The 26,522-nt window shown below is 68.3% G+C and carries 40 protein-coding genes and 2 tRNA genes; 12 read left to right on the forward strand and 30 right to left on the reverse strand.

The features are described from left to right. Positions 1–15 precede the first annotated feature (15 nt). The 15 genes from VEC11_RS11040 to VEC11_RS11110 all read right to left on the reverse strand — a co-directional run bounded on the left by VEC11_RS11040 (position 16) and on the right by VEC11_RS11110 (position 6,648). On the reverse strand, positions 16–1,431 hold the full coding sequence (locus tag VEC11_RS11040; protein ID WP_464131106.1) for an amidohydrolase family protein: 1,416 nt from the start codon (positions 1,429–1,431) through the stop codon (positions 16–18). Between the two features lie 22 nt (positions 1,432–1,453). Beyond that, positions 1,454–1,876, reverse strand: coding sequence for a PaaI family thioesterase (locus VEC11_RS11045; RefSeq protein ID WP_464131108.1), 423 nt, complete (start codon positions 1,874–1,876; stop codon positions 1,454–1,456). Beyond that, positions 1,873–2,286: a SufE family protein gene (locus VEC11_RS11050; RefSeq protein WP_464131110.1), complete on the reverse strand. Its 414-nt coding sequence runs from the start codon at positions 2,284–2,286 to the stop codon at positions 1,873–1,875. Before VEC11_RS11050 ends, VEC11_RS11045 begins: the two co-directional genes overlap by 4 nt. Positions 2,287–2,294: 8 nt before the next feature. Further along, positions 2,295–2,840 (reverse strand): DUF3592 domain-containing protein, encoded by a 546-nt coding sequence (locus tag VEC11_RS11055; RefSeq protein WP_464131112.1) that lies wholly within the window; start codon positions 2,838–2,840, stop codon positions 2,295–2,297. Between the two features lie 58 nt (positions 2,841–2,898). Continuing rightward, entirely contained in the window at positions 2,899–3,132 is a 234-nt protein-coding gene (locus tag VEC11_RS11060; protein WP_464131114.1) for a hypothetical protein, read from the reverse strand. A gap of 9 nt (positions 3,133–3,141) precedes the next feature. Then, positions 3,142–3,408: a hypothetical protein gene (locus VEC11_RS11065; protein WP_464131116.1), complete on the reverse strand. Its 267-nt coding sequence runs from the start codon at positions 3,406–3,408 to the stop codon at positions 3,142–3,144. Positions 3,409–3,436: 28 nt separating this feature from the next. Further along, positions 3,437–3,703, reverse strand: coding sequence for a hypothetical protein (locus tag VEC11_RS11070; protein WP_464131118.1), 267 nt, complete (start codon positions 3,701–3,703; stop codon positions 3,437–3,439). A gap of 30 nt (positions 3,704–3,733) precedes the next feature. Further along, entirely contained in the window at positions 3,734–4,000 is a 267-nt protein-coding gene (locus VEC11_RS11075) for a hypothetical protein (protein WP_464131120.1), read from the reverse strand. 9 nt (positions 4,001–4,009) lie between these two features. After that, the gene (locus VEC11_RS11080; RefSeq protein WP_464131121.1) at positions 4,010–4,333 is read right to left on the reverse strand and encodes a hypothetical protein; all 324 of its coding nucleotides are present in this window, start codon (positions 4,331–4,333) and stop codon (positions 4,010–4,012) included. Positions 4,334–4,353: 20 nt separating this feature from the next. Further along, the gene (locus VEC11_RS11085; RefSeq protein WP_464131123.1) at positions 4,354–4,647 is read right to left on the reverse strand and encodes a hypothetical protein; all 294 of its coding nucleotides are present in this window, start codon (positions 4,645–4,647) and stop codon (positions 4,354–4,356) included. Positions 4,648–4,660: 13 nt separating this feature from the next. After that, positions 4,661–4,918, reverse strand: coding sequence for a hypothetical protein (locus tag VEC11_RS11090; RefSeq protein ID WP_464131125.1), 258 nt, complete (start codon positions 4,916–4,918; stop codon positions 4,661–4,663). Between the two features lie 29 nt (positions 4,919–4,947). Next, on the reverse strand, positions 4,948–5,328 hold the full coding sequence (gene pspC / locus VEC11_RS11095; protein ID WP_464131127.1) for an envelope stress response membrane protein PspC: 381 nt from the start codon (positions 5,326–5,328) through the stop codon (positions 4,948–4,950). Further along, positions 5,325–5,651: an envelope stress response membrane protein PspB gene (gene pspB / locus VEC11_RS11100; RefSeq protein ID WP_464131129.1), complete on the reverse strand. Its 327-nt coding sequence runs from the start codon at positions 5,649–5,651 to the stop codon at positions 5,325–5,327. The genes pspC and pspB overlap by 4 nt, the downstream gene beginning before the upstream one ends. 3 nt (positions 5,652–5,654) lie before the next feature. Next, entirely contained in the window at positions 5,655–6,353 is a 699-nt protein-coding gene (pspA, locus tag VEC11_RS11105; RefSeq protein ID WP_464131222.1) for a phage shock protein PspA, read from the reverse strand. 118 nt (positions 6,354–6,471) lie between these two features. Next, on the reverse strand, positions 6,472–6,648 hold the full coding sequence (locus tag VEC11_RS11110) for a hypothetical protein (RefSeq protein ID WP_464131131.1): 177 nt from the start codon (positions 6,646–6,648) through the stop codon (positions 6,472–6,474). 176 nt (positions 6,649–6,824) lie between these two features. Between VEC11_RS11110 and pspF the strand changes: the two genes are divergently transcribed. Then, positions 6,825–7,868 (forward strand): phage shock protein operon transcriptional activator, encoded by a 1,044-nt coding sequence (gene pspF, locus VEC11_RS11115; protein WP_464131133.1) that lies wholly within the window; start codon positions 6,825–6,827, stop codon positions 7,866–7,868. On the opposite strand, the gene VEC11_RS11120 is transcribed toward pspF, so the two are convergent. From VEC11_RS11120 to VEC11_RS11130, 3 genes are all read right to left on the reverse strand, one after another. Then, positions 7,865–8,077: a hypothetical protein gene (locus tag VEC11_RS11120; protein ID WP_464131135.1), complete on the reverse strand. Its 213-nt coding sequence runs from the start codon at positions 8,075–8,077 to the stop codon at positions 7,865–7,867. The genes pspF and VEC11_RS11120 overlap by 4 nt on opposite strands. 101 nt (positions 8,078–8,178) lie before the next feature. Then, positions 8,179–8,538: a hypothetical protein gene (locus VEC11_RS11125; protein WP_464131137.1), complete on the reverse strand. Its 360-nt coding sequence runs from the start codon at positions 8,536–8,538 to the stop codon at positions 8,179–8,181. A 42-nt stretch (positions 8,539–8,580) separates the two neighbouring features. Next, positions 8,581–9,012 carry a hypothetical protein gene (locus tag VEC11_RS11130; protein ID WP_464131139.1) on the reverse strand — a complete coding sequence of 144 codons (432 nt, stop codon included), beginning with the start codon at positions 9,010–9,012 and terminating at the stop codon, positions 8,581–8,583. A 157-nt stretch (positions 9,013–9,169) separates the two neighbouring features. Here VEC11_RS11130 and VEC11_RS11135 point away from each other — a divergent pair, with 157 nt between their 5' ends. Continuing rightward, complete coding sequence (locus tag VEC11_RS11135; protein ID WP_464131141.1) at positions 9,170–10,354, forward strand: LL-diaminopimelate aminotransferase; 1,185 nt, start codon at positions 9,170–9,172, stop codon at positions 10,352–10,354. Positions 10,355–10,442: 88 nt separating this feature from the next. Here VEC11_RS11135 and hmgA read toward each other — a convergent pair whose 3' ends face one another. Further along, positions 10,443–11,711: a homogentisate 1,2-dioxygenase gene (gene hmgA, locus VEC11_RS11140; RefSeq protein ID WP_464131144.1), complete on the reverse strand. Its 1,269-nt coding sequence runs from the start codon at positions 11,709–11,711 to the stop codon at positions 10,443–10,445. Between the two features lie 85 nt (positions 11,712–11,796). Here hmgA and VEC11_RS11145 point away from each other — a divergent pair, with 85 nt between their 5' ends. Beyond that, positions 11,797–13,917 carry an ATP-binding protein gene (locus VEC11_RS11145; protein ID WP_464131148.1) on the forward strand — a complete coding sequence of 707 codons (2,121 nt, stop codon included), beginning with the start codon at positions 11,797–11,799 and terminating at the stop codon, positions 13,915–13,917. Between the two features lie 17 nt (positions 13,918–13,934). On the opposite strand, the gene VEC11_RS11150 is transcribed toward VEC11_RS11145, so the two are convergent. From VEC11_RS11150 to VEC11_RS11170, 5 genes are all read right to left on the reverse strand, one after another. After that, on the reverse strand, positions 13,935–14,108 hold the full coding sequence (locus VEC11_RS11150) for a hypothetical protein (RefSeq protein ID WP_464131151.1): 174 nt from the start codon (positions 14,106–14,108) through the stop codon (positions 13,935–13,937). Positions 14,109–14,501: 393 nt separating this feature from the next. Continuing rightward, positions 14,502–15,281 (reverse strand): SDR family NAD(P)-dependent oxidoreductase, encoded by a 780-nt coding sequence (locus tag VEC11_RS11155; protein ID WP_464131155.1) that lies wholly within the window; start codon positions 15,279–15,281, stop codon positions 14,502–14,504. Then, entirely contained in the window at positions 15,268–16,464 is a 1,197-nt protein-coding gene (locus VEC11_RS11160) for a zinc-dependent alcohol dehydrogenase (RefSeq protein WP_464131160.1), read from the reverse strand. Before VEC11_RS11160 ends, VEC11_RS11155 begins: the two co-directional genes overlap by 14 nt. A gap of 15 nt (positions 16,465–16,479) precedes the next feature. Beyond that, entirely contained in the window at positions 16,480–17,061 is a 582-nt protein-coding gene (locus VEC11_RS11165; RefSeq protein ID WP_464131164.1) for an SRPBCC family protein, read from the reverse strand. Positions 17,062–17,202: 141 nt separating this feature from the next. Then, a tRNA-Cys gene (locus VEC11_RS11170) sits at positions 17,203–17,276 on the reverse strand. A gap of 62 nt (positions 17,277–17,338) precedes the next feature. On the opposite strand from VEC11_RS11170, the gene VEC11_RS11175 reads away from it, so the two are divergent. From VEC11_RS11175 to VEC11_RS11190, 4 genes are read left to right on the forward strand one after another with little or no spacing between them, the layout of a single operon-like run. After that, on the forward strand, positions 17,339–18,082 hold the full coding sequence (locus tag VEC11_RS11175; protein ID WP_464131167.1) for a double zinc ribbon domain-containing protein: 744 nt from the start codon (positions 17,339–17,341) through the stop codon (positions 18,080–18,082). A 44-nt stretch (positions 18,083–18,126) separates the two neighbouring features. Next, positions 18,127–18,384, forward strand: coding sequence for a glutaredoxin 3 (gene grxC / locus VEC11_RS11180; RefSeq protein WP_464131169.1), 258 nt, complete (start codon positions 18,127–18,129; stop codon positions 18,382–18,384). After that, positions 18,381–19,271, forward strand: a complete 891-nt coding sequence (locus tag VEC11_RS11185) for a carbon-nitrogen hydrolase family protein (RefSeq protein WP_464131171.1) — start codon at positions 18,381–18,383, stop codon at positions 19,269–19,271. The genes grxC and VEC11_RS11185 overlap by 4 nt, the downstream gene beginning before the upstream one ends. Continuing rightward, the gene (locus VEC11_RS11190; RefSeq protein ID WP_464131173.1) at positions 19,268–19,699 is read left to right on the forward strand and encodes a DUF1178 family protein; all 432 of its coding nucleotides are present in this window, start codon (positions 19,268–19,270) and stop codon (positions 19,697–19,699) included. The genes VEC11_RS11185 and VEC11_RS11190 overlap by 4 nt, the downstream gene beginning before the upstream one ends. 3 nt (positions 19,700–19,702) lie before the next feature. Here VEC11_RS11190 and VEC11_RS11195 read toward each other — a convergent pair whose 3' ends face one another. Then, on the reverse strand, positions 19,703–20,347 hold the full coding sequence (locus tag VEC11_RS11195; protein WP_464131175.1) for a methyltransferase family protein: 645 nt from the start codon (positions 20,345–20,347) through the stop codon (positions 19,703–19,705). A gap of 117 nt (positions 20,348–20,464) precedes the next feature. Between VEC11_RS11195 and VEC11_RS11200 the strand changes: the two genes are divergently transcribed. From VEC11_RS11200 to VEC11_RS11220, 5 genes are all read left to right on the forward strand, one after another. After that, positions 20,465–20,541 (forward strand) — tRNA-Arg (locus VEC11_RS11200). A gap of 113 nt (positions 20,542–20,654) precedes the next feature. Beyond that, positions 20,655–20,909 (forward strand): hypothetical protein, encoded by a 255-nt coding sequence (locus VEC11_RS11205; protein ID WP_464131177.1) that lies wholly within the window; start codon positions 20,655–20,657, stop codon positions 20,907–20,909. A 69-nt stretch (positions 20,910–20,978) separates the two neighbouring features. Further along, positions 20,979–21,593 (forward strand): GTP cyclohydrolase I FolE, encoded by a 615-nt coding sequence (gene folE, locus VEC11_RS11210; protein WP_464131179.1) that lies wholly within the window; start codon positions 20,979–20,981, stop codon positions 21,591–21,593. Then, positions 21,593–22,081 carry a hypothetical protein gene (locus VEC11_RS11215; RefSeq protein ID WP_464131181.1) on the forward strand — a complete coding sequence of 163 codons (489 nt, stop codon included), beginning with the start codon at positions 21,593–21,595 and terminating at the stop codon, positions 22,079–22,081. Before folE ends, VEC11_RS11215 begins: the two co-directional genes overlap by 1 nt. Before the next feature lie 14 nt (positions 22,082–22,095). Continuing rightward, positions 22,096–23,388, forward strand: coding sequence for an MFS transporter (locus VEC11_RS11220; RefSeq protein ID WP_464131183.1), 1,293 nt, complete (start codon positions 22,096–22,098; stop codon positions 23,386–23,388). Between the two features lie 73 nt (positions 23,389–23,461). On the opposite strand, the gene VEC11_RS11225 is transcribed toward VEC11_RS11220, so the two are convergent. The 5 genes from VEC11_RS11225 to rpsF all read right to left on the reverse strand — a co-directional run. Beyond that, entirely contained in the window at positions 23,462–24,124 is a 663-nt protein-coding gene (locus VEC11_RS11225) for a Fe2+-dependent dioxygenase (protein ID WP_464131185.1), read from the reverse strand. Further along, the gene (locus tag VEC11_RS11230) at positions 24,124–25,113 is read right to left on the reverse strand and encodes a hypothetical protein (RefSeq protein WP_464131187.1); all 990 of its coding nucleotides are present in this window, start codon (positions 25,111–25,113) and stop codon (positions 24,124–24,126) included. Before VEC11_RS11230 ends, VEC11_RS11225 begins: the two co-directional genes overlap by 1 nt. 72 nt (positions 25,114–25,185) lie before the next feature. Then, positions 25,186–25,851 (reverse strand): 50S ribosomal protein L9, encoded by a 666-nt coding sequence (gene rplI, locus VEC11_RS11235; RefSeq protein ID WP_464131189.1) that lies wholly within the window; start codon positions 25,849–25,851, stop codon positions 25,186–25,188. Between the two features lie 12 nt (positions 25,852–25,863). Next, positions 25,864–26,088, reverse strand: coding sequence for a 30S ribosomal protein S18 (gene rpsR, locus VEC11_RS11240; protein ID WP_464131191.1), 225 nt, complete (start codon positions 26,086–26,088; stop codon positions 25,864–25,866). A gap of 18 nt (positions 26,089–26,106) precedes the next feature. Continuing rightward, on the reverse strand, positions 26,107–26,522 hold a 416-nt coding region (rpsF, locus tag VEC11_RS11245; protein ID WP_464131193.1), incomplete at its 5' end, for a 30S ribosomal protein S6.

Consider the following 26,522-nt stretch of genomic DNA (forward strand, 5'->3'; position numbering starts at 1 on the left):
CCGGCACGGGAGGAGCTACCTGTACCCCACCAGCCCGCGCGCCGTGGCCAGCAGCGCCTGCCGGTCGTAGCCGACGCCAGCCTTGAACACGGTCTCGATCCGGGCGAGCGCCGCCGGGTCGCGGACCGGATCGCCGTCGACGAGGATCAGGTCGGCGCGCTTGCCGGCCTCAACCGAGCCGATGTCGCGCTCCCGTCCCAGATAGCGGGCCCCGTTCAGCGAGCCGATCCGCACCGCTTGCTCGAACGGGAAACCGGCCTCGACGAGCAGCTGGATCTGCCGGATGCTGGCGAAGCCGGGCAGGGCGCCGCCGGCGCCCGTCGGGTCGGTGCCGGCGATGAGCAGCCCGCCCGCCTCGACGAACATCCGCTCCAGCCGCATCGCCCTGGCGAACTCGGCCTGGCCCATGATTCCGGGCGGGGCGGCGTCGATCGCCCGGTGGACCCTGTCGTAGTCGCGGAGCGCGTCGGCGTTCAGCACGGCCCGCGCGGCCTCGCCGAGCCGCTGGCGGCCCGGAACCATATCCTCGAACACCACGAGGGTCGAGGTGATCGCGACCCGCCGTGCGACCAGATAGGCGATCAGGTCGCGGACGCGGGGCGAGTCCGGATCGACATTGGCGAGCAGGTTGAAGGCCTGCTGCACCGGGCAGACGTCCGGCTGCTTGCCGGCGACGAAGTCGGTCATCGCGGCGAAGCCATGCTCAAGATTGTCGATCCCCATCTCCGCCGCCTCGCGATAGGTGACCGCGCAGAGATGGCCGGTGACCTTGAGGCCGCGTCGGTGGGCGGTCTCGATCGTGCGCCGGAGCCGCGCCCGGTCCAGCATCATATAGACCTTGTAGGAAGTGACGCCGGTGTCGGCCCAGTAATTGACCAGGCGCTCGACGGCGTCCGGGGTCGCGGAAGCATGGAGCTCCATGATGCCGAGCCCCGCGCCCTCGACATAGGGACCGGTGACGTCGAGATCGGGGCCGATCGCGGTCCCCGCGGCGATCGCGTCGCGCAGGCTGAGGTCACTGAGCGGTGCGATCGAGCCCCCGGTCCGCGCCGTGGTCACGCCCATGGCGAGATAGAGCGACGGGAAGCTGCCAAGCATCGGCGCGAAATGGCCGCCGCCCGACGGGTAGAACATATGCTCGTGCATGAAGACGAAGCCCGGAATGACCGTCTTGCCGGTGCCGTCGATGATCGTCGCGCCGGCCGGGACGGGCGTACGCGCCGCCGGGCCCGTGGCGGCGATCCGGCCCTCACGGATGACGATATTCTGGTCGCGCCGGGCGGGGGCGCCGGTGCCGTCCACCAGCGTGACATGGGTGATGGCGATGACGGGCTGGTTGTAGCGGACCGGGGAAGGGCGCTGCTGCTGCTGGGCGAAGGCCGGCGCCTGCACGAACAGGAAGGCGAAGATCAGAAGCAACTTGGCGCGCATGTTATTTCCCCCTTCGAAGAAGCTATTCCGTCCCGATGAAGGTCCCGGTCACGTTCGCCACCGGATCGTCCGGGTCGCCATCATGGGCGATGCCGCGGACGAAGGCGATGCTCCTTGTGATGCGGTAGCAGCTGCCGCGGCCGATCACGGTCCGGCCGGGCGCGGCGGGGCGCAGATAGTCGACGCGCAGGTCCAGGGTTGCCTGCGGCCGGAAGGCGCCGAGCTTCGTCCAGACGGCGAGGCTGGTTGCCATGTCCATCAGGCTGACGATCGGGCCCGAGGCGAGGATCTGCCCCTCGGGCATGCCGACCAGCTCCTCGCGCCAGGGCAGGGCCAGCTCGGTCCAGTCGGGGCCATGGTCGTGATAGACGATGCCGATCGCCGCGCCGTGCCCGGCGCCGTGCCGCGAGGCATAATCCATGAAGCGGGCGGGATCGAAACTCATGCGGCCACCCGCCGGGCGCTTTCCCGGATCAGTGCGATCATGTTGGGGATGCCCTGGGTGCGGTTGGAGCTGAGCTGCCGGGTCAGGTCGAAACGGGCGAGCTCGGCCTCGATATCCTGCGCGAGGATCTCGGCGGCGGGGCGGTCCTGCACGGCGAGCAGGATGAGGGCGACGATGCCCTTGGTGATCGCGGCATTGGAGTCGGCGAGGAAGTGCAGCCGCCCGTCCTCACGGGTCACCGGATAGAGCCAGACCGAGGCCGAGCAGCCGCGGACCAGGGTCGCGTCGGTCTTCAGCGCCTCGGGCATCGGCTCCAGTGCTCGGCCGAGATCGATCAGCAGCCGGTAGCGGTCGTCCGCCTCGAGCAGCTCGAAATCGGCATAGACGTCGTCGAGGGAAGCGAAGGGCATGGGGTCGCTTAGCGCCTCGCATCCCCCGCGTCATGCCCGCTTTCGCCAATGCCCCCGGCCATGTCCTCGCCGCGGCGCGGGCGGCGCATGATCGACCAGCCGATCCAGGCGAAGCCGAGGCCGATGGGGACGGTGACGAGGCTGGTCCAGAAGCCGGGCCCGGCGTCCGAATAGAGAAACAGAGTCGAATCGGCCGGGTCGCGCGGATTGTAGAGGATGCGGAGCGCATCGGGCCGCAGACCGGTCACGAACGCGGCCACCTGCGCCGGATTTTCCCAGCGCTGCGCCCTCCCGATCAGCCAGATCCGGTCGTTCCGGTAACGCCGGCCGGCCACGACATAGCTGTAATCCACGACCGGATCGGCCCGGGTCACGACATTGGCGGGGTCGTAGCGCCGCCTGGGGTTGTAATAACTGAGCCGTCCCTCGACGTCGCGATGGCCGCTGCGCTCGATCCGCCCCGTCGCCACCGGCCAGGTCTTCGCGTCGGCGCCGCGAAAGTAGCGCCAGGCGTCGAAGCCCAGCGCATAGAGGCCGATGCCGAGGCCCGGCACGATGAAGAACGATCTGAGCGCGAGATAGCGGGGCAGCGGACGGGCGATGGTCCCGGCCCTAGCGGTCGACGCCGTCCGCGATCGCCTCGAGTCGTTTGACCCGGTCCTTGAGGTCGATCAGCTCCAGCCGCCGGCTGGCCGCGGAGGGTGGGGGCAGGGCGTCGGCCTGGCTGAGCTCGAGACGCCGGAGGCGGAGCCAGCCTTCCCATCCCCGCAGCAAGGCGAAGCTCAGCAAGCTGAACGCGGCGAGCGAGGCCGCGATGATCAGCGTCATGTCGCTCCCGTCGCCCATCCTTCCCTCCTATTGGTCCCGCAGCCGCTCGATCTCGCGCTCGAGGCTGCTCTCCTTCTCGACGGTGATCCGCTCGATCACGGCCTGACGCTCCTTCAGCACCTTCACCTCGTCGCGCAGCCGCCGGATCTCCTCGACCAGCCGGTCGTCGGATGCGCGGTCGTGGACCGCATATTCATTGCCCTTATGGTCCCCACGGAGGCCGAGCAACGATCTTACGACGCTGCCGATCGTCACGATCAGCACGATTCCGATGACCATCTCGAACGGGTTCATGCTCCGGCTTCCTCCTCGTGGCCCGCGCTCAGCGGTCGCGCAGCTGGTCGATCTCGCGCGCCAGGCTGTTTTCCTTCTCGACGGTGATCCGCTCCAGCACGGCAAGCCGTTCCTTCAGCACCTTCACCTCTTCCCGCAACCGCAGCGTCTCGCTGTCGTCGCGGGCGGGCAGCGTCTCGCCGCGATCGCGCCGGCCGCGCCGGCCGTATCGGCCGCCCCCAAGAGCGGCGCGCAGCACGCTCGCGAACATGATGATCGAGACGATGACGATTGCCGTAATGTGGCCGCTGCTCATTACACTATCCCTTCCCGAGGCCCGCCGGCGCTAGTGCGGCCGGTCGTCGCGCAGGCGCTCGATCTCGTCGGCGAGGTCGATGCCCTTGTCGGTGACGATCCGCTCCAGCACGCGCACCCTTTGCTCAAGGCGCTCCGTATGCGCCGCATATTGGGCCGCTCTCTCCGCCGTCATCTCGCTGGACAGGCGCAGCTCGCGCTCCTTCAGCCTGATCCAGCGCTTGGCGACCCCGGCGAAAACGCCGCAGACGATCGCGGTGATCGGGATCAGCACCCAGATCCATGACGCAACGTGCATGTCCGCCCCCTAATTCTTCGTGAGCCGCAGCGCCTCGATCTCCTGCGTCAGCCGGTGGCTGTCGTCGGTCACGATGCGCTCGACATTGGCGAGCCGGTCCTTGACCGAGCCGAGCTCGGCGCGCAGCTGCGCATTTTCCTGGCTGACCAGTTTCACCCGCTCGATCACTTCCTCATTCTTCTTCGGATAGACCGCCTGGCCCCAGGCCCCGTCCAGCGGGTAACCGTTCTTGATCCGCATCCAGGTGGTGACCACCCAGCCGACCACCCCGAAGGCGACGATCACCGCCACCCAGGGCAGGATCGTGCCGATCAGTTGCGCCTTGTCGTTCATTGCCGTTATCGTCCCTTCGCTCAGCTGTTCCGCAATTGCTCGATCTCATGCGCGGTCCGCGTCGCCGGATCGGTGGCGATCCGCTCCAGCACCGCGATCCGCTCCTCGAGCCGCCCGATCTGGCCCTTGAGGCCCGCATTCTCGTCGGTCAGCAGCTCGATCCGGCGTTCCGCGTCCGGATTGCCCTTGTGGCTCGTGCCGCTCCATTCGTTCTCCAGCGGGTAGCCGTGCCTCGCGCGGATCCAGCTCGAGGCGATCCAGCCAAAGGTGGAGATGGCAATGATTGCGATGACGAAGAACTGTCCGCCGGTCATGTCTGTCGCTCCCTCAGGCGTGCCGCAATTGCTCGATTTCGCGGGCCGTGCGCTCCGCGGGGTCCGTGGCGATCCGCTCCAGTACCGCGAGCCTTTCCTCGAGCCGGCCGATCTGGCCCTTCAGCGCCGCATTCTCATTGGCCGGCAATTCCCGCTCGCGCCGGTCGTCACCTGCCGGCCTGGGCGCGCGGTACTTGATCCAGGTCAGGATGACCGTCGAGACCGCGATGATCGTCACCAGGATGCTGACGAACATGAAGATCTTGTCCATTGCCACGCATTATTCCCCTTCTTCCGCGTTCATCGCAGCCGCTCGATCTCGCTCGCGAGCCGGTGGTTGGAGCTGGTCACATAGGCTTCGACATCCGCCAGCCGCCGGTCGATCTCGCGGAAGCGGGAGCGCACGTCGCGGGCGACCCGGCGCGGATTGGAGCGGACGTTCTGCCAGAACTTCTTGTCCTCGCGCGTCTTCTCGTAGAGCCGGCCGGGCTTGTCCGGCGTCATCCAGGAGATGATCCAGTAGGCGAGGAGCCCGGAGCCGCCGGTGAAGACCGTGCCCAGCACGAAGGCGAGGCGGACGATGGTGACGTCGATCCCGGTATAGTCCGAAATCCCCGCGCAGACGCCGGTCCATTTGGCGTTCTGCCTGTCCTTGTAGAATTTGGTGCGCGGGCTGTTCATGATTTCCTCCTCGCGCGCGCCGGGCGGTTGCTGCGTCCGGCGGCTTCATAGAGCCGGTCGGTCCGGTCCTCGAGTAAGTCCTCGACCGGATCCTGGCCGAGGCCGCGCCAGCCGGGATTTTCCGCGTCGATGATCCGCTCGATCGTCCGCATCCGGTCGTCGAGCCGGCGGGCGAGCTCGTGCAGCTCGTCGAGCAGATTCTCGTCCTCGGTGGTCAGGGTCGCCTGCGCCTTCCACTTGGTGACGTAGTGGAACACCAGCCACGGCAGGATGATGAAGATCGCGCTGATCGCGAGGATCGGGATGAAGAAATGCTCATCCATGGCCTATTTGTCCTGCGTCTTGGCTTCGCCGCCGTTCGAACGGCGGGCGAGGCTGGCCTTGAGCGCCTCAAGCTCGGCATCGACCTTGTCGGCGTTGCGCAATTCGGCGATCTCCTCGTCGAGTGACTTGGGCGGCGCGCCAAGCCCCAGCGCCTCGGCATGGCCTTCGGCGAGATCGGCATGGCGCTCGAGCGTGTCGAAGCGCGACATGGCCTCGTCCATCTTCGGCCCCGAATAGAGTTCGCGCAGCCGCGAGCGGTTCTGCGCGCTTTCCATACGGGTCATCACCGCATTCTGGCGGGCGCGGGCCTCGCGCAGCCGGTTCTGCAGCTTGGCGATGTCGGCCTCCGACGAGCGCAATGCCTCGTCCAGGATCTCGATCTCGCCTCGCAATTGCTCGGCCATGTCCGCCGCCTTCTGCTTCTCGTAGAGCGCGGCCTTGGCGAGGTCGTCGCGGTCCTTGGAGAGGGCGAGCTCGGCCTTCTCGACCCAGCTGTCCTGCAGCCGCTCCAGCTTGGTGATCTGGCGCCGCATCTCCTTCTGGTCGGCGATCGTGCGCGCCGCGGAGGCGCGGACCTCGACCAGGGTTTCCTCCATTTCGAGGATGATCATGCGGATCATCTTCGCGGGGTCTTCGGCCTTGTCGAGCAGGTCGGTGATGTTGGCGGCAACGATATCGCGCGTCCGCGAAAAAATGCCCATGGGAAAAAGCTCCTTGCTGGATTCATAGCGCCGGGCCGGCCTCGCATCGGGTTTAGCGCGGGGAGCAGAGATGCGCATCAGCTCTCCCGCCTTCACCTCGATCCTCACCGGCTTCAGCTTACGCACCGGCGCGGTCTCCCGCGCTGGGCGCAACGAGCGGCACCGACGCGATCCACGACTGGCCGGACTCGGCCGCGCGAACCGGGCCGACCGCGGCCCCGATCGAAAGGGTGGTAATGACGAAGGCGCCGACCAGGGCGGTGGCGACCTGCGCGAAACGATCGGTGTTGAACATCTGCAGTCTCCCTGGCGCCCGGCCCTTGCCGTCCCATTCGACGGTGATGCCAATTCTTAAGCAGGGGCTATGCCAACCCGCGAAAACGGCGGAAATCTGCCGATTCTCGTCTCACAAAAGGCTGGCAAAACACTAATTTCTTGCCAACAGGTGGGAAAATGCGCCAAGTCGTGGGAATGGAGCGTAACACTCATCTTGTCGGCCAGTCCACCTCCTTCCTCGACGCCGTGGAGCGGGCCAGCCGCGCCGCGCCGCTCGACCGGCCCGTGCTCGTCATCGGCGAGCGCGGCACCGGCAAGGAGCTGATCGCGGAGCGCCTGCACCATCTGTCCTCGCGCTGGGACGGCCCGCTGATCGTGATGAACTGCGCCGCGCTGCCGGAAACCCTGATCGAGGCGGAGCTGTTCGGCCATGAGGCGGGCGCCTTCACCGGCGCCACGAAGGCGCGGCCGGGTCGGTTCGAGGAGGCCAATGGCGGGACGCTCTTCCTGGATGAGCTCGCCACCCTCTCGAGTCCGGCGCAAGACCGCCTGTTGCGCGCGATTGAATATGGCGAGGTTACAAGGATCGGTTCCAGCCGGCCGCTCACCGTCGATGTGCGCATCGTCGCGGCGACCAACGAGCATCTGCCGCGGCTGGTCGAGGAAGGCCGGTTCCGCGCCGACCTGCTCGACCGGCTGAGCTTCGAGGTCGTCACCTTGCCGCCGCTGCGCCACCGGCAGAGCGACATCCCGGTGCTTGCGGAGTTCTTCGGCCGCAAGATGGCGCTCGATATCGAGATGGACGGCTGGCCGGGCTTCAGCGCGGCGGCGATGGCGAAGCTGCAGGCCTGGGACTGGCCCGGCAATGTGCGCGAGCTCCGCAACGTCGTCGAGCGCGCCGTCTATCGCTGGGCCGGCCTGGAAGGCCCGATCGAGGACATCCAGTTCGATCCGTTCGAGAGCCCGTGGGGGCCGCTCGCGGGGCAGGGGGCCGGCCGCGAGCCGGTGACGGTCCAGCCGGCGGCCGGCGAGGCCGCCCCGGCTTTCGCCCTGCCGTCGGCGGGCTACCGGCCCGAGGATTGCGCCGACTTCCGGCTGGCCGTCGCCGAATATGAGAAGGCGATCCTCACCGCCGCCCTCGAACGCTGCCGCTGGAACCAGCGCGCCGCGGCGACCGCACTCAGCCTGACCTACGACCAGTTAAGGCACGCGATGCGCCGGCATGAATTGCAGGGCTAGTCGCGCTCGCGGTTCCGCGCACGCCAGGCCATGATGCCGCCGATGAGGATCATCCAGAAAACGATTGCGTAGCCGATTGCCCAGGTTCTGGGCATGAGGCAATTCGGGCCGAAATCGACGACATGATACGGAATTCGGCATGTTCTCACGAAGAACGAGGCGATGAACAGCGCGACGCCCACGACAATTCCGGCAATCAAAAGGCGCATGGCTGGGCCTCCCGGCTGCAATCAATCATTGCCCGTGCGACAAGTCCGTTCCTTACCGGCGCTACATGGCCGGCGAGAGGACGGTGCCGGGCGCGCGGGCCTTATTCGCAGACGTCGGCATCGGGGATCGAGCTGACCTGCCAGCCGCGCCGTGTCGGCATCAGATAGGCGCAATCATTGCGAAAGGGACTGGCGGGCCTGCCCTCGCGGTGATCCACGCCCGAGAAGATGCACAGGATCCGACCGGGATAGGCTTCCTCCCCCGGCAACCGGTAGCAGCGGGAGCGGGTCAGTTGGCGGCGATAAGCGGGCCAACCCGCACAATCCGGTCCCGCGCGGCAGGCGAACCAGGCGTTGACCGCCCGCTCCACCTGCGCCCGGTCCGGCAACCGGCGCGCCTCCGCGGCGCCGCTCCAGAGGAACAGCGCCGCGGCGGGCAACAGATACCAGCTGCGCGTCATTGACCCGCTCCTTACCCCCGTAGGGCGCGCCGGCTCAGGCCGTCATTCCCCGGCTTCATTCCCCGCGGCTGCCTCACCGCCTTCGGCTGCGGCCGGGGCCTCGGCCGGCGCCGCCGCTTCGCTCGCATTCGCGCCGGCTGCGGCGGCAGCCGCGGCGCCCGATTGCTGCATCAGCTCGCTCGCGCACTGCATGGCGGCGCCGCGCAGGGCGGCGGAGCTGTTCGGGTCGCGGCTGTCGGCCTTGATCTGCTCGAGCGTCGCCGACTGCATGTAGCGGTCGATGGCGCAGGTGCAGTAGCGATTGGGATCGATGCCGGCCTGCTGGAGCTGGGCGCGTCCGGCCGGATCGCCATTCTGGCAACCGGTCAGCGCCGCGGTGCGGAAGGTGTTGCGCAAGGCTTGCTCGTTCTGGCCGCAGGCGCCGAGCGCGACAATGGCGCCGACCGCCAGGGGAATGCTCAGGAACAGACGCATCAACTTCCTCCCTCTGCTCTCGCGCCTGGAAGCGGCGCGAATCGTTTCGTCACCATCATAGCAATCTGTCGGCGGCTGTCGCGCCCGGAGGGAAGGCGCCGATTGTTACGCTCCGGGGTTGCGCGGCACCGGCGCGAGCGGCAGAGCATCGGCGGTCATGACCAGCACCGATTTCTATCGCATCCGCCGGCTCCCGCCCTATGTCTTCGCCGAAGTGAATGCGATGAAGGCGGCGGCGCGGGCCCGCGGCGAGGACATTATCGACCTCGGCATGGGCAATCCGGACGGCGCCCCGCCCGCCCATGTGATCGAGAAGCTGGCCGAGGTTGCCCGCAATCCGCGCGCGCACCGTTACTCGGCGTCGAAGGGCATTGTCGGCCTCCGCCGCGCCCAGGCCGCTTATTATGAGCGGCGCTTCGGCGTTTCGCTCGATCCGGACAATGAGGTGATCGTCACCCTGGGCTCGAAGGAGGGGCTGGCCAATCTCGCCCAGGCGATCACCGCGCCCGGCGACGTCGTGCTTGCGCCCAATCCCTCCTATCCGATCCATACGTTCGGCTTCATCATTGCCGGCGCGGCGATCCGCTCCATCCCGGCGGCGCCTGGCCCCGGCTTCTTCGAGGCGCTGGACCGGGCGGTCCGGTTCACGGTGCCGCAGCCAAAGGTGCTGGTGATCGGCTATCCGTCCAACCCGACCGCCTACACCGTCGATCTCGGCTTCTATGAGAAGATCGTGGACTTCGCCCGGGAGAACGATCTCTGGGTGATCTCCGACCTCGCCTACGCCGAAATCTATTTCGGGGACACGCCGACGCCCTCGATCCTGCAGGTGCCCGGCGCGAAGGAAGTCGCGGTCGAGTTCACCTCCATGTCGAAGACCTATTCGATGGCCGGCTGGCGGATGGGCTTCGCCGTCGGCAACCCGCACCTCGTTGGCGCCCTGGGCCGGGTGAAATCCTATCTCGATTACGGCGCCTTCACCCCGATCCAGGCCGCCGCGACCGCGGCTCTCAACGGGCCGCAGGACATCATCGATTTCAACCGCCAGCTCTACAAGTCGCGCCGGGACTGCCTGGTCGACAGCTTCGGCCGGGCCGGCTGGGAGATCCCGCCGCCTGCGGCCTCGATGTTCGCTTGGGCGCCGATCCCCGAGGCCTGGCGCCCGCTCGGCGCAATGGAATTCGCCAAGCGGCTGCTCGCCGAAGCCGGCGTCGCCGTCGCGCCGGGGGTCGGCTTCGGCGAGGAAGGGGAGGGCTATGTCCGCATCGCCCTGGTCGAGAACGAGCACCGCATCCGCCAGGCCGCCCGCGGCGTGAAGGCCTTCCTCGCCAGAGGCGAGTAGTCGAGGCTGGTGCTCCGGCGAAGGCCGGAGCGTTGCGCGATTGGACTGGAGGTCGACCCACCGCTCCGGCCTTCGCCGGAGCACGGAATCAGGGCAGCCGGGCTTTCGGGAAGCCGTCCCAGGCGGCGTCGTAATCCGGCTGGGCGTGGTCCAAAGCATATTGGGTCGGCCGGTAGGGCCAGCAGGTCTCGACCATGAAGGCCATCGTGCCCTCGATCTTGTGCGGCTTCAGCTCGGCCTCGCTCGCGCCCTGCCAGCTGGCGGCGTCGGGGCCGTGGCCGGCCATGAGATTGTGCAGGCTCATCCCGCCCGGGGCGAAGCCGTCGGCCTTGGCGTCATAGGCGCCGTGGATCAGCCCCATGCACTCGCTCATCACGTTGCGGTGGAACCAGGGCGGGCGGAACGTGTCCTCGGCCACCATCCAGCGCGGCGGGAAGATCACGAAGTCCGCATTGGCGCGCCCCGGCACGTCGCTCGGGCTGGTCAGCACGGTGAAGATGCTGGGGTCCGGATGGTCGAAGCTCACCGTTCCCATGACGTTGAAGAGCGACAGGTCGTACTGCCAGGGCGCGAGATTGCCGTGCCAGGCGACGACGTCGAGCGGGCTGTGATCCAGCGACGTGACCCAGAGCGAGCCGAGATGTTTCTGGACGAGCTGGAAGCTGCCCTCGCGCTCCTCGAATGCGGCGGCCGGCGTCAGGAAATCGCGCGGATTGGCGAGGCCGTTGGCGCCGATCGGACCGAGCTCGGGCAGGCGGAACAGCGCGCCGTGATTCTCGGCGACATAGCCGCGCGCGGCGCCGTCGGGCAGCAGCACCCGGAAGCGCACCCCGCGCGGGATCAGCGCCACCTGGCCGGGCGCGATCTCCAGCCGGCCCATCTCGGTGCGCAGGTCCAGCCGGCCCCGCTCCGGGATGAGCAGCAGCTCGCCGTCGGCGTCGAAGAAATAGCGGTCCGCCATGTCCGCATTGGCGCGGTAGACGTGGACGGCGACCCCCTCGAGCTCGGCCGGATCGCGATTGGCCATCATCGTCACCAGGCCGTCGACGAAGTCGGTGCCGGGTTCCGGCATGGCGACCGGGTCCCAGCGCAGCCGGTTGGGCGGCAGCGGCTCGTCCGGACTGCCGGGGGCGAAAAGCGGGGCGCCCGCGTATCGCTCATAGGGTGGGTGCGCCGCGCTCGGCCGCATCCGGTAGAGCCAGGAGCGGCGATTCTCGGCGCGGGGCGCGGTGAAGGCGGTCCCGGACAATTGCTCGGCATAGAGGCCGAAGGCCGGGCGCTGCGGCGAGTTGCGGCCCTGCGGCAGCGCGCCGGCCACCGCCTCGGTGGCGAAATGGCTGCCGAAGCCGCTCATCATCCCGGGGACTGACGCCGCCACTCCTGTTCCGCTCCCGTCGCGATCCTGATTGCACTTTGTCCGGCGCCCGCCATAAGCGGCGGCGATGGTCTCCGCAATCGCCCCGCCACCCGCCGAAGCCCTGCGCCCCGGCCGGGCGCGCCGCATCTCGGGCCTGATCTGGGGCTTCTGCCTGCTGCTCGTGATCGGCATCTGGTGGTTCGTGATCGGCCAGGTGCGCTTCGAGCATGACCAGGCGGTCGACGACGCCGTCCGCCAGAATTCCAACCGGACGATCGCCTTCGAGCAATATGTCCGGCGCACGCTGGAGGCGGCCGATCTCGTGACCCGCTATGTCGGGGGCCGTTTCGCGCGCGGCAATGTCGGGCCGGAATTCGTCGGGCGGCCGGGCCGGCCGGTGCTGATCTCGGGCAATGTCGCGCAGACCGGCACCTTCCTCGCGGTCAGCATCGCCAATGCCGACGGCGAGATCGTGGCGACCTCGGTGACCGCGCCGATGGCCCGCCCCAATGTCGCCAACCACCCTGCCTTCCGCGTCCATGTCGCGCGCGACACCGGCCAGCTCTACATCAGCCCCCCCTTCCATTCGCGCCTCGCCGGACGGCCACTGATCTGGCTGACCCGCCGGCTGAACAACCCGGACGGCAGCTTCGCGGGGGTGATCGCGATCAACTTCCCGCCCGAGCAATTCGTCGCCTTCTTCCGCGACGCCCAGGTCCGGCCGCAGGACATGATGGCGGTGATCGGCCTCGACGGCATCATCCGCTCCAGCCTGCACGATGGCGAGACGACCTCCGGCAGGAATGTCGCCGGTACCCAGGTGATGACGAACCAGCAGCGCGAGCCCAACGGCACCTTCCTCACGCCGAGCGTGATCGACGGCCGGGTCCGCTTTTTCAGCCACCGTCGACTGCGCGATTTTCCCCTGTTCGTCACCTACGGCGTGCTCGAGGCCGACGTCCTCGCCGTGCCGCGCCACCGCGCGACCATCTTCTATGTGGGCGCGGGCCTGGTGAGCCTGATGCTGGTCGCCTTCGCCCTGGTCGTCACGCTCTCCTTCCGGCGGCGCGAGCGGCGCGAGGCGGAACTGGCCCGGGCCAACGAGCGGCTGAGCGAGGCGCAGCGGATCGGCCAGATCGGCGACTGGGAATATGACCTCGGCACCGGGGAGACCTTCTGGTCGCCGCAGCTGTGCCGCCAGTTCGAGCGGACGCCCGAGCAGGGCAGTCCGACCTTCGACGAGTTCCGTGCCTATCTGACCGAGGAAGGGCGCGAGACCATCGATCGCGCCCATGCCGAGGCGGTCCGCACCGGCAAGGCGCAGGAGATCGAATATGAAGTCCACCTGCCGAGCGGGAAGGAAACCCGGCACCAGGGGGTCGTCATGCCCAGCTTCGATGCCGCGGGCAGGGTCGTCCGCCTGCACGGCACCGACCAGAATATCAGCGCGCGCAAGCTGCTCGACCGGCTCCAGACCCAGGTCGCGCATCTTTCGCGGCTGGAGGCGATGAACGCGATGGCGGCGACCCTGGCGCACGAGCTGAACCAGCCGCTCACCGCCGCCTCAAATTATCTGAACGGCAGCCGCCGGCGCCTGAAGAAAGGCGGGGAGACGGCGCTGGAGGACGTGGGCGAGGGGCTGGAAGCGGCCGAGCAGCAGGTCCATCTTGCCGCCGACATTCTCCGCCGGGTGCGCGAGATGGTCGCCAACCAGCCGCGGACCGTCACCAATGTCGCGCTCGCGCGGGTGGTGGAGGACGCGCTGGCGCTGGTCTCGATCGCCGGCGGTGCCGCCCGGCCGGCGGTCAGCACGAGTTTCGCCGCCGACGCCAGGAGCGTCCGCGCGGACCGGATCCAGGTCCAGCAGGTGCTGATCAACCTGCTCGGCAATGCCTTCGAGGCCACGAAGGGGCGGGACGATGCGGCAATCCTGATCGGCAGCCGCCGCGACGGTGACTATGTCGCCATCACGATCACCGACAACGGCACCGGCTTCGCCCGTCCCGCCGACGAGCGCTTCTCGCCATTCGCGACGACGCGCGAATCCGGGCTCGGCCTCGGCCTCTCCATCTCGCGGACGATCATCGAATCGCATGGCGGGCGGATCTGGACGGAAGACCGCGAGGGCGGCGGCGCGGTCGTCGGCTTCACCTTGCCGTCGCCGCGCGCCCGCCGCCCCAGGACCGAGCCGAAGCGCGACGCCTGAAGCGCGACCGGGAAGAATCAGTCCGGGGTGCCTGCAACACGACTCTTCGCGCGGCTTGCGGAGCGGCAATAGAGCAAGGCGGCGGCGAGGGCGGCGGAGCCGATCCCTGCCGCCACGATCGCGCGGCGCTTTCCGTTGGCGTCGGCTGCCGCGGAGGGCGCAGGCTCGGGGAGATCGGTGGGCGTGGCCATGGGGACGCAACTCGTCAGAAAGTGACCGGGGGGCATTCCATTCGTCGCAAATCGCAACACGCACAATAACATGACTTTAAGATCGAGGTTCCGGCCAGCGGATTCGGCCGGTTGTGCGTAGGAGTATGCGTAGATGGGGGCGGGGTTTCCGATCCGGCCGGGTGGCGGACGATGAGTCTCGGCTGCATGTTTGGACGGCACCGGCCGTCGCTGGTTTCGATTGCCCGGCGTGGCGGGCGGCTCGACGCGCTTTGCGACGGCTGCGATCTGCCGCTCGTAAAGGACCATCGCGGGCAATGGCAGCCCGCGCCGCCGCTGGCGAGGCAACCGATCTTCCGCAGGGACTGACCCGCAGGCGAAGGCTGGCGTCAGCCTGCCTCCGCCTTTCCGGCGTCAGTCCTCGGCCGTGCCCGGCTCGGCCATCTTGCGGTGCTGCTCGGCGAGCATCCCCGCCGGCGTGACGTGCGCCATGGCCGCGCGCATCTTGTTGCCCCAGCCGGAGACGACATGACCCTTGCCTGCCATCAGCGCCTTCCAGCCGTCCCTCGCCACGTCGGCGGGATCGGCCTTCTCCTCGGTGCCGACCCTGGTGTCGAGCATGCCGGCGCGTTCGAAGAAGTCGGTCTCGGTCGCGCCGGGCATCAGGTTCGTAATGGTGACGTTCGTGTCCCTGAGCTCGTTGCGGAGCGCTTCGGTGAAGCTGTCGATGAAGGCCTTGGTGCCGTTATAGACGGCCTGGAAGCTGCCCGGCATGAAGCCGGCGATCGAGCCGGTGACGAGGATCTTGCCCTCGTTGCGGGTTACCATTTCCTTCGCGACGCGCTGGATGAGCAGCAGCGTCCCCGTGATGTTGGTGTCGATCACGTGCCGCCATTCGCGCGGCGTCTGCTCGAGGAAGGCATGGCCAAGCCCGTGGCCGGCATTGGCGCAGAGCAGGTCGATATTCCGTCCGCCGGCAGCGTCGAGCAACCGGTCGACGCCCGGCCCTGTCGAGAGATCGGTCTCCACCGAGCGGACCTCGACGCCCAGATCCCTGAGCGCTGCGGACGCGTCCACCAATGGCGTGTCCGCGACGACCAGCAGATCATAGCCCTCACTGGCGGCGAGCTTGGCGAGCTCGAGGCCGATGCCGCTCGAGGCGCCGGTGACGATCGCGAACTTAGGCTGGCTCATGGGCGGGCTCCATTCCGGGCTTGAGGACGATCTTGGTGTAGTCGTTCTGTTCGTCGTGCCATTTCCGGTAGAGGGCAGGGCCGTCCTCCAGGCTGGCGCGGTGCGAGATCAGGAATTCCGTATCGATCTCGTTCTCGGCGACGAGGTCGAGCAGCAGCTGGCTGTATTTCTGGACGTGGGTCTGGCCGGACTTCACCGTCAGGCCCTTCTCCATCAGCGCGCCGATGGGGAATTTGTCGGCCATGCCGCCATAGACGCCGGGGATGGAGAGCCGCCCGCCTTTGCGGCAGGCGAGGATCGCCTGGCGAAGCGCGGCCGGCCGGTCGGTGCCGAGGAAGGTGTGCGCCTTCACCGTGTCGATGAGGTTGTCGATCGCCATGCCGTGCGATTCCATGCCGACGCAGTCGATGCAGGCGTCGGGACCGATTCCGCCCGTCATCTCGAACAGCGCCTCGCGGATGTCGGTATCCTTGTAGTTCAGCACCTCGGCGCCGAGCTGCTTCGCCAGCTCCAGCCGGCGCGGATAATGGTCGATGGCGATCACCCGGTGCGCGCCCTGCAGCAGGGCCGACTGGACCGCGAACAGGCCGACCGGGCCGCAGCCCCAGACCGCGACCGTGTCGCCTTCCTCGATCATCGCATTCTCGGCGGCCATCCAGCCGGTCGGGAGGATGTCGGACAGGAACAGCACCTTGTCGTCCTCGATCCCGTCCGGGACCACGATCGGACCGACGTCGGAATAGGGAACGCGGACATATTCGGCCTGGCCGCCGGCATAGCCGCCGGTCAGATGCGCGTAGCCGAAGGCGCCGCCCATCGGATAACCGTAGAGCGTTTCCGAAGCGTCGGACGTGGTCGCGGGATTGGCATTGTCGCAGGCCGCATATTGCTCCTTCCCGCAGAAGAAGCAGTTGCCGCAGGAGACGGTGAACGGCACGACGACGCGCTGGCCGCGCTGCAGCGTCGATTTCGGCCCGACCTCGACCACCTCGCCCATGAACTCATGGCCGAGGATGTCGCCCTTGCGCATCGTCGGGATATAGCCGTCATAGAGATGAAGATCGGAGCCGCAGATCGCGGTCGAGGTTACCCGGATGATCGCATCGCGCGGATTGACGATCTCGGGATCGGGGACGGTGTCGACCTGGACCTTGTGCCGACCCTGCCAGGTGATCGCGCGCATTTGGGGCTCCCGTGACTAGAGGTGCTGCTCGGTTGGGTCTTCGTCGCGGCCGGAGGGGCCGGCGGAGCTGGTGACCTCGCCGGTCTCCAGGAACTGCTTGAGGCGCCTCAGGTCGCGGCGTGCCTGGACGTTCGGCTCGCGCTGGAAAAGCTTGGCGATCCATTCGCCGATGCCGCCCGCGGGAGGGTCGTAGCTGAAGGTCGCGCGCACCATCGTGCCGCGGCCGGGCGCCGCGTCGAGAAACTCGATCCGGCCGGAGCTCTGTACGTCCGCGCCCTCGACTGACTGCCAGGCGATGAGCCTGCCGGGCTCGTCGTCGGTCACGACCGCATCCCACTCGACGGTCTTGCCGGCCGGGGCCTTCACCACCCAGCGCGAGCGGCGCTCGTCGATCGTCTCGATCCGCTCCACATTTTCCATCACGGTCGCGAGGTTCGAGAAGTCGCGCCAGAAGGCATAGATTTCGGCGCGCGGCCGGTTGATCGTCACGGTCCGGACGATCAATGCGGTCTCGTCCTCGCGTCCGATCTCCTCGGCCTGCCGGTCAGCGTCGCGCGCAGCCGAAGCCGGCGCGTCGTCGCGAAGCTCCGACGTCATCCTGGTCTCCCGTTTTCGAGCACGGCCGGGCGGCCGTCGGGCAGTCTAACCGCCGATCCGAGGCCGCGGTTCCGTGGCCAAGTCGCTGATACAGGTTATGAATCCGTTCGGAGCGGCGTAGGGTGCGGGAATGTCGAGGGATGGAGGCCCGAGCCGGAATCGAACCGGCGTGCAAGGATTTGCAGTCCTCTGCGTAACCACTCCGCCATCGGGCCGCCGCGGCGCAAATGGGCGGGATTGGCTTGGCTGTCAACCAGCGTCCGGCTAGGCTCGCGCCATGCACGCCGCCGCCGCATGGGCCGGGAAGGCGCTGAAGCCTGCCCTCGATTTCGCGCTGCCGCCGCGCTGCCCGGGCTGTGGCGCGGTGACCGAGGCGCCGCACCGTTTCTGCCTGGACTGCTGGTCGGCGCTGCGCTTCCTGGGCGAGCCCTGTTGCGCCCGCTGCGCACTCCCCTTCGACTATGAATCCGGGCCGGATGTCCATTGCGGCGCCTGCCTCGCCGAGCCGCCCGGCTTCGACCGGCTGCGCGCCGCCGTCGTCTATGGCGAGATTTCGCGCAAGGTGGCGCTGAAGCTCAAATATGGCGGGCGGCCGGGCGTCGCCGAGACCATGGCGCGGTTCATGGAGCGCCATGTCGCGGCGCAGGAGAATATGATCGTCGTGCCGGTGCCACTGCATCGCTGGCGGATATGGCGGCGGGGATATAATCAGTCCGCCCTGATCGCGACCGCGCTCGCCCGACGGACCGGGCTGGAGCCGCGGCTCGACCTGATCCGGCGGGTGAAGCGGACGCCGCCGCTCCGCGGCATGGGCCCGCGCGAGCGCCGCGACGCCGTGCGCGGCGCCTTCAAGGTAGATTCGCCCCTCCGGGCGTTTGTGAAGGACCGGCCGGTTTTGCTCATCGACGATGTCTATACGAGCGGCGCCACCGCCAATGCCTGTGCCGGCGCGCTGAGGCGGGCGGGCGCGGCGCGGATCGAGGTCCTGTGCTGGGCGCGGGTGGTGAAGACGGACGATTGACAAGGGGCCGCCCGCATCCCCACTTCTCCGGCGAGGAGAACAGGATGGCCCGCGTCGAGATCTACACCAAGATGTTCTGTGGCTATTGCAGCGCCGCGAAGCGGCTGCTGGGCGGCAAGGGCGTCGACTTCGAGGAATATGACATCACGCTCGGCGGGCCGAAGCGGGCCGAGATGCTGCAGCGGGCCAATGGCCGGACCACCGTCCCCCAGATCTTCATCGACGGCCACCATGTCGGCGGATCGGACGACCTCCACGCGCTGGAGCGCGAGGGCAGGCTCGATCCGATGCTGGCCGGATGAGGATCGCGCTCTTCCAGGCGCAGACCGGGCTCGACCCGGACCGGAATGCGGCGGCCCTGGTCGGGCGCGTGCACGAGGCCGCGGCCGGCGGCGCGGCGATCCTGTTCACGCCGGAAATGAGCGGCCTGCTCGACCGCGACCGGGGCCGGGCCATGCGGCATCTGCATCTCCAGTCGGACGATCCGGTGCTCGCTGCGGTTCGCGGAGCAGCACGGGAAGCGGGCATCTGGGTCCATCTCGGCTCGCTCGCCCTGCTGGCGGAGGATGGCGACAAATTGCTGAACCGCGGCTTCGTGATCGACGGTGCGGGCGAGATCCGGGCCAGCTACGACAAGATTCATCTGTTCGACGTCGACCTGCCGACCGGCGAAAGCTGGCGCGAATCCGCGGCCTATGAACGGGGCGGCCGGAGCGTCGTCGTCGACACGCCGGCCGGCGCGCTCGGCCTTTCCATCTGCTACGACCTGCGCTTCGCGGGCCTGTTCACCGCGCTGACCAACGAGGGCGCGACCATCCTCTCCATTCCCGCGGCCTTCACCGTGCCGACCGGCGAGGCGCACTGGCACGTCCTGCTGCGCGCGCGGGCGATCGAGGCGGGCGCGTTCGTCGTCGCCGCGGCGCAGGTGGGGCAGCATGAGGACGGGCGGGTGACGTACGGCCACAGCCTCGTCGTCGATCCCTGGGGCAAGGTGCTGCTCGATATGGGCGCAGAGGGACCCGGCCTGGGCTTTGCGGAGCTCGACCAGGCGGCGGTCGAGGAGGTGCGCCAGCGGCTTCCCGCGATCTGGCACCGGCGCCCGATCCCGCAGCCGGAGCACGTCCGGATCATCGGCTCGGAAGCGCCCCGCACTTCCGAGCCGTGTCCGGGGGACACGGCGAGCCGATGATCATCTTCGATCTCAAGTGCGCTCCGCAGGGCCACGTCTTCGAGGCCTGGTTCGGCTCGAGCGAGGATTATGAGAGGCAACAGGCGCGGGGCCTCGTTTCCTGTCCGCTCTGCGGCTCGGCCGAGGTGGCGAAGGCGCCGATGTCCCCGGCGGTGGGCGCCAAGGGCAATCAGGGGGAGGGCCTGCCCCCCGAGCAGGTGAAGAAGCTGCTCGGCGCAATGGCCGACGCGCAGAAGAAGATGTTGGAGACCAGCGAACATGTCGGCCCGCGCTTCGCGGACGAGGCGCGGGCGATCCATCTCGGCGAGGCCGAGGCCCGCGCCATTCACGGCCAGGCGACGCCCGAACAGGCCGGCGAGCTGCGCGAGGAAGGGATTCCGGTCGCGCCTCTGCCCTTCCCGGTCATCGCGCCGGAAGAGGAGAATTAGGGGTCAGTAGAAGCCGGGGAACAGGCGCCAGCGCACGTGCGCCTTGTAGTCCCGATAGGCCTGGTCCTGGGAGAGGAACTTCTCCTCCTCCTCGATCCTCAGCACCATCGCGAACCAGGCCGCGACATAGACCGCGGCGTTCCACAGGGTAGGGTTCAGCAGGAAGAACCCCATCTGGGTGATGACATAGCCCGAATACATCGGGTGGCGCATGATCCGGTAGGGGCCGCCGCGCTGTACCTTGCGGTTGGCGGCGACGATGCCGAAGCTGCGGCGCAGGAAGGCCTTGGCACCGAAGCTCAGGAACAGGCCGGCGAGCATCATCAGCGCCGGGATTTCGGCGGGAATGGGCGGCTCGGCCGGGGCCGGATAGACGAGCAGCGGCGCGCAGGTCCCCGCGATCGCGATCAGCCAGGCGTAGAGCGAGACCGACATCGGCCCCGGCCGGCGCACCATCACCAGAATCGCGGTGAAGCTCTCCGAGGCGAGGATCATCGCGTTGTAGGGATGATCGATGACGCTCGGCGCCACCCGCGAGACAAACCAGCCGAAGAGCAGCAGCAGGAAGATGCGCTCGCTATAATCGGCCCAGGGCGAAACCTGCCACTGGGCGCGCTTGTGGGCGGCTTGCATCGGAATGTCGGGCATGAAGGTCCGGTCCTCTCAGGCACGGGGATTTTACGGCACAAGTGGTTAAAAAGCCGTGAGAAGGCCGGAGCGAATTGACCGCAACCGGCAAAAGCGCCAAATCCCGCGCACGGCATTGGCCCCGTAGCTCAGCAGGATAGAGCAACTGATTCCTAATCAGTAGGCCACAGGTTCGAATCCTGTCGGGGTCACCAGCCTACGCTGCTTCACAGCTACGGCTGGCATGCCAGCCAGCCGTTCGTTAGGACTGGGCGCATGGCGGGCTTGCCCGCCGAAGCTCCGCAGGGAGCATAGGCGGGGAGATGTGATGAAGCCGGTTCGCAACGTCAGCAGGCGCTCCTTCCTGATCTCGGTGGCCGGTGCCTCGGTACTCGGCGCGGCCGGCTGCGCGTCGCAGCGCGCGGCGCAGGACGCGCAATGGGATCCGCTGGACAATGCCTCGCCCAAGGACCGCGGCCGCGTCCGCCCGGGCAGCGCGGCGCCGCCCAGCCATTGCTCGGACGGCGATTCCGGTCCGCAGGCCGATCCGCGCGATCGCGGCCGCCGCTGCCGGCCGCGCTGACACCGGGCGCTCCGGCACTAGGCGTCCGGGCCCGCTGCGTTATATGCGTGCGCAGAAGGAGTTGCGTGGATGAGCGAAGCCGATCCGGACGATGGCGATCTGGTCGAGGAGGCCGGCAATGTCGCCGTTCCCGACGAGGTGCAGGACGCGGTCAGGACCCTGATCCGCTGGGCCGGCGACGATCCCGACCGCGAGGGCCTGCTCGACACGCCGAAGCGCGTGGCGCGGGCCTGGCGCGAATATGCGCGCGGCTATGCCGACGATCCCGCCCACCATCTCAGCCGCACCTTCGAGGAGGTGGGCGGCTATGACGAGATCGTGCTGCTCAAGGACATTCCGTTCCAGTCGCATTGCGAGCATCACCTGGCGCCGATCATCGGCAAGGCCGCAATCGCCTATCTGCCGGGCGACCGGGTCGTCGGCATCTCCAAGCTGGCGCGGGTGCTGCACGGCTATGCGCGGCGGCTGCAGGTGCAGGAGCGGCTGACCGCGCAGGTCGCCGACTGCATCTGGACCAATCTGCAGCCGCTCGGCGTCGCCGTGGTGATCGAGGCGAGCCATGCCTGCATGACCGCGCGCGGCGTCGGCACGCCGGGCGTGATGATGACCACGAGCCGGATGATGGGCGTGTTCCGCAAGGACGAGCGCAGCCGCCGCGAGGTGCTCGCTTTGATGGGCTATTGATGCGCCACGCGCTCGCCTTCGCCTTGCTGTCGCTGGCGGCCTGCGGGAGCGGGCAGAATCTGGCCAATGCGAAGGTCGACTCCAACCAGATCGAGCGCCTGTCCCGGCCGAAGGAAGAGCCGCAGGTCGATCCCCAGATCAGCGCGCGGCCGCAGCCGCTGACCGGCGCCGACCTGAGGGGCGCGGGCATGACCGATCCGCCGCGCTGCGATTTCACCGCCGGGGGCCACCGCCTGTTCGCGGCGCAGGGTGGCGATGCCCTTGCCAGGATCAACGGCACGCTCTCCCATTTCGACCAGCCGAGCCCGGCCGGCCCGACGGGCACCTTCGTGACCGACCGCGAGCTCAGCATCAGCATCGGGCGGACGGACGAGATCGATCCCGGCGGCACCGGCGACGAACGCTGGCCCGCCCGCCTGACCGCCACCAACCGCCGCACCCGCGCCCAGGTCGAGCTGACCGGGACCTGGCGCTGCGGCGCGACCTGATTCGGAAGGGACCAATGGCCGAAAAGCAGAGGACGCCGCTCCGGCGCGTGATCATGGCGAGCCTCGTCGGCACCACGATCGAGTGGTACGACTTCTTTCTCTACGGCTCGGCTGCCGCTCTGGTGTTCAGCCACGTCTTCTTCCCCCAGGCCGACCCGTTCGTCGGGACCCTGCTCGCCTTCGGCACCTATGCAGTCGGCTTCGTCGCGCGCCCGATCGGCGGCATCGTCTTCGGCCATTATGGCGACCGCATCGGGCGCAAGCGGCTGCTGATGCTGAGTCTTGTGCTGATGGGGGTCGCGACCGTGCTGATCGGCCTGCTCCCCGGCTATGCGCAGATCGGCATCTGGGCGCCTGTCCTGCTGATCTTCCTCCGCCTGGTTCAGGGCTTCGCGGTCGGCGGCGAATGGGGCGGCGCGGTGCTGATGGCGGCGGAGCATGGCAATGCCGAGCGCCGCGGCTTCTGGGCGAGCTGGCCGCAGGCGGGCGTCGCCGCCGGCAATCTGCTCGCCGCCGGGGTGCTGGCGCTGATGGCGGCGATACAGGACGAGGCGGATTTCCTGAGCTGGGGCTGGCGCGTGCCCTTCCTCCTCTCCGTCCTGCTGGTCGCCGTCGGCTGGTACATCCGCAACCGCGTCGCCGAGAGCGACACGTTCGAGGAGGCGCTGGCCGAGGCCGAGGCCCCGCCGAAGCTGCCCGCACTCGATGTGCTGCGCGAACGGCCCGGGGCGGTGGTGCTGGGCGCGGGGCTCCGGGTGGGCGAGAATATCTCCTATTATATCCTGACCGCTTTCTCGCTGACCTTCCTCGTCGACGTGGGCGGGGAGAGCCGGGGGCTTGCGCTCAACGCCCTGCTGATCGGCGCGGCCGTACAGTTCTTCGCCATTCCCTGGTTCGGCCATCTTTCCGACCGGATCGGGCGGCGCCTTGTCTACGCGTTCGGCGCGTTCGGACTGGTGGGGTGGAGCTTCGCCTTCTTTCCGCTGCTGGCGAGCGGCAGCAATGGCGCGATCATCCTGGCGCTGGTCGTCGGCCTCGTCCTGCACGGCGCCATGTACGGCCCGCAGGCGGCGATGATCGCCGAGCTCTTCCCGACCCGCATCCGCTATTCGGGCGCCTCGATCGCCTATCAGCTTACCGCGATCTTCGCGGGGTCGCTGGCGCCGATTGTCGCGGTGTGGATGTACAGGGAATATGGCTCGGCGCTGCCGGTCGCCATCTACGTCGCCGCCGCCTGCCTGATCAGCGGGGTGAGCGCACTGCTCGCGCGGGAAACGAAGGGCGTGGAGCTCAGGGCGATCCGCTAACCGCCGTCATTGCGAGCCTGGCGAAGCAATCCAGTACTGGGTTGCCGCGTCGCTGCGCTCCTCGCAATGACGTTCAGGGCTTGTCGCCCCAGCGGCGGAGGAGGTTCGCCTGGACGAGCTGGAGGCGGGCGTAATTTTCCGGCTTCATGCCGAGCCCCTCCAGCGCCGCCACCTCGTTCAGGTCGTAGAGCAGCTCCCGGCGGGTCTTGTCGGCGATCCGGCTCTGGATGAAGGTGATCGCGACGAGGCGCTCGCCCGATGTCACCCGCTCCACCTCATGCAGCATGTCGGAGGGATAGACGATGGCGGTTCCGGGCGCGCCCTTGAAGGAGAGCTTGCGGCTGCCGAGCTGGATGACGAGCGCGCCGCCCTCATAGCTGGCAGGCTCGCTGAGGAAGATCGTGCAGCTGAGGTCGGAGCGAAGCCCCATAGCGCCGAGCTGGAGGAAGGCCGCGTCGGCATGGGCGCCGTAGCGCATCTCGCTCGTATAGCGCGCCATCATCGGCGGCAGCATCGCCACGGGGAAAGCGAAATTCTGGAAGTCCTCGTGCGCGTAGAGCGCCTGGGTCATGAGCTGCGAGGAGCGATTATAGGCCGCCTCGTCATGCAGCTGCAGATTCTGCTTCACCTGCGAATGCGGATTGCTGATCCGGCCGTCGACGAAATTGGCGCTGGCCGCGATCGCGCGCAGCTCCGCCACCTGCGCGGCGTTCAGCACCTCCAGTTCCTTGAACATCAGCCTGCCCCCCCGGCCCGCCGAATCGCGTCCGCGACGGCAGGATAGCGCCCGGCAAGGCCCGCAAGCCAGTTCAGGCCGTCGCGGATCGCGGCGCCGTGCCGGTAGCGGGCCTCGGCGAGGATCTCGCGGCGGAGTGCGGGGCTGTATTCATAGTCGAGCGCCTTGGAATAGCGACCCATGAGCGGCCCCTCGACGATGGCGCGGGCGGTCGCCTCATCCGCCTCGTGGCCGAAATGCCCGGCGATCGCCCGGAAACGGTCGAGCGGATCGGCGAGGAAGGTGTCGAAGTCCAGCCAGAGTCTGCTGCACTCCGGCAGCCGGCCCGCAGCCGCCCCCAGCGAGCTCATCTCGCAGGCCCAGCCCAGAGCGGCGCGGAGCCCGTCATGCATCGCGGCGACATCGGCCTCCAGGCCCGGACAGCGTCCCTGCAGCCGGGCGAGCCGCACCGGGCTCAGCGCCTGCAGCGTCTGCCAGCTATTCTCGCCGGCCAGGATATTCTCGAGGTAGCGGTCGGGCCGGACGTAGAGGAACAGGGCCTTCGAGCCCGCCGGCACCAGCCGGCCCGCGATCTCGCTGGTGAAACTGGTCGCCTTCACGTTGGCGCGCTGCCCGGGCCGGAAGGTGCGGGAGAAGAGGGCGGTCAGCCGGTCGAAATCCTCCGCGCCGGGCGGAGCGGCGGCAAAGGCCCGGAGCAGCAGCGGCTCGCGCAACGCGAAGACGCTGTCCAGCTCGCCGAGCAGGCGCGAGACGAGGGTCGAGCCGACATTGCCGATATGGAAGATATATTGGGCGTCGCGGCGGGCGTTCGCGGGCAGCGGCAGCGCCGCCCACTCCGTCTCGAGCAGCGTGGACTCCGGCCGGAGCACGCGCTGGTCGAGAAAGCTCGCCGCCCGGTAGTCCGCCTCGGTCAGGCGCAGCAGGGTGACGCGCCCGCTAGCGGGGTCGAGCTCGAAGGGCAGATATTCGGGCGTGGCGAGGTCGATCATCGCGACCGCCCTAGCAAAGAAAAAGGCCGCCAGCGAACCGGCGGCCTTCCTCTGTTTTCACGAGCGGGAAGCTCAGGCCTCTTCGGCCTTCTCCTCGCTGGCTTCCGGAGCCTCTTCGGCCTCGGCAGCAGGCGCTGCCTCCTCGGCGGCCGGAGCAGCCTCCTCGGCCGCCGGCTCCGGGGCGATCTCGCCCGGCTCCAGCGTCTCGTCGCGCTCCTCAATGAAGCCGGCGACGTCCTTCTCGAACATCTCGGCCATCACGTCCTTGCCCTGCGCCTGCAGCTCGGCCTCTTCCGGCGAGCGGGCGACGTTGACGGTGACGGTCACCGACACTTCGGGGTGAAGCGCGATCTTCACCTCCTGGACGCCGATCGCCTTGATCGGCCTGTCGAGCACGATCTGGTTCCTGGCGACCTTGTGGCCGGCGGCCTCAAGCGCCTCGGCGAGGTCGCGGGCGCTGACCGAGCCGTAGAGCTGGCCGGTGTTCGAGGCCTGGCGGATCAGCTGCACCTTGGCGCCGTCGATCTTCCTGGCCTCGGCCTCGGCGCCGCTGCGCCGTTCGGCGTTGGTCGCCTCGATCTTCTCGCGATTGGCTTCGAAGACCTTGCGGTTGGTCTCGTTGGCCCGGAGCGCCTTGCCGCGCGGCAGGAGGAAGTTGCGGGCATAGCCGTTCTTCACCTTGACCACGTCGCCGATGGTGCCGAGCTTCTCGATTCTCTCGAGCAGGATGACTTCCATATCCCTGGCTCCTTATTTCACGACGTAGGGCAGCAGGCCGAGATGGCGGGCGCGCTTGATCGCCCTCGCCAGCTCGCGCTGCTTCTTGGTGGAGACCGCGGTGATGCGGCTGGGGACGATCTTGCCCCGCTCGGAGACGAAGCCCTGCAGCAGGCGGACGTCCTTATAGTCGATGCGCGGCGCATCCTTGCCCGAGAAGGGGCAGGACTTGCGGCGGCGGAAAAATGGGCGTGCCATCGTGTCTCTTCCCTTCGCTTACATGTCGTAATCGTCGCGGCCGCGGCGCGGGCCACGGTCACCACGATCGCCACGATCGCCACGATCGCCGCGCTCGTCGTCGCGGCGCTTGTCGCGCTCGCCGCGGCGCATCATCGCCGAGGGGCCCTGCTCATGCTCATCGACCTTGATGGTCATGTAGCGGATCACGTCCTCGTTGATCTGCGTCTGGCGCTCGAGCTCGGCGACGACCTGTGCAGGCGCCTCGAAATCGAGGGCGACATAATGCGCCTTGCGATTCTTCTGGATGCGGTAGGCGATGTTGCGCAGACCCCAGGTCTCGGTCTTCACGACCTTGCCGCCATTGTCCTCGATGATCTTGGTGGCGTTTTCCGCCAGCGCGTCCACCTGGGCCTGGGCCAGGTCCTGACGCGCGAGAAACACATGCTCGTAGA

This window comes from Allosphingosinicella sp. (assembly GCF_035626655.1).
Classification (GTDB): Bacteria; Pseudomonadota; Alphaproteobacteria; order Sphingomonadales; family Sphingomonadaceae; genus Allosphingosinicella.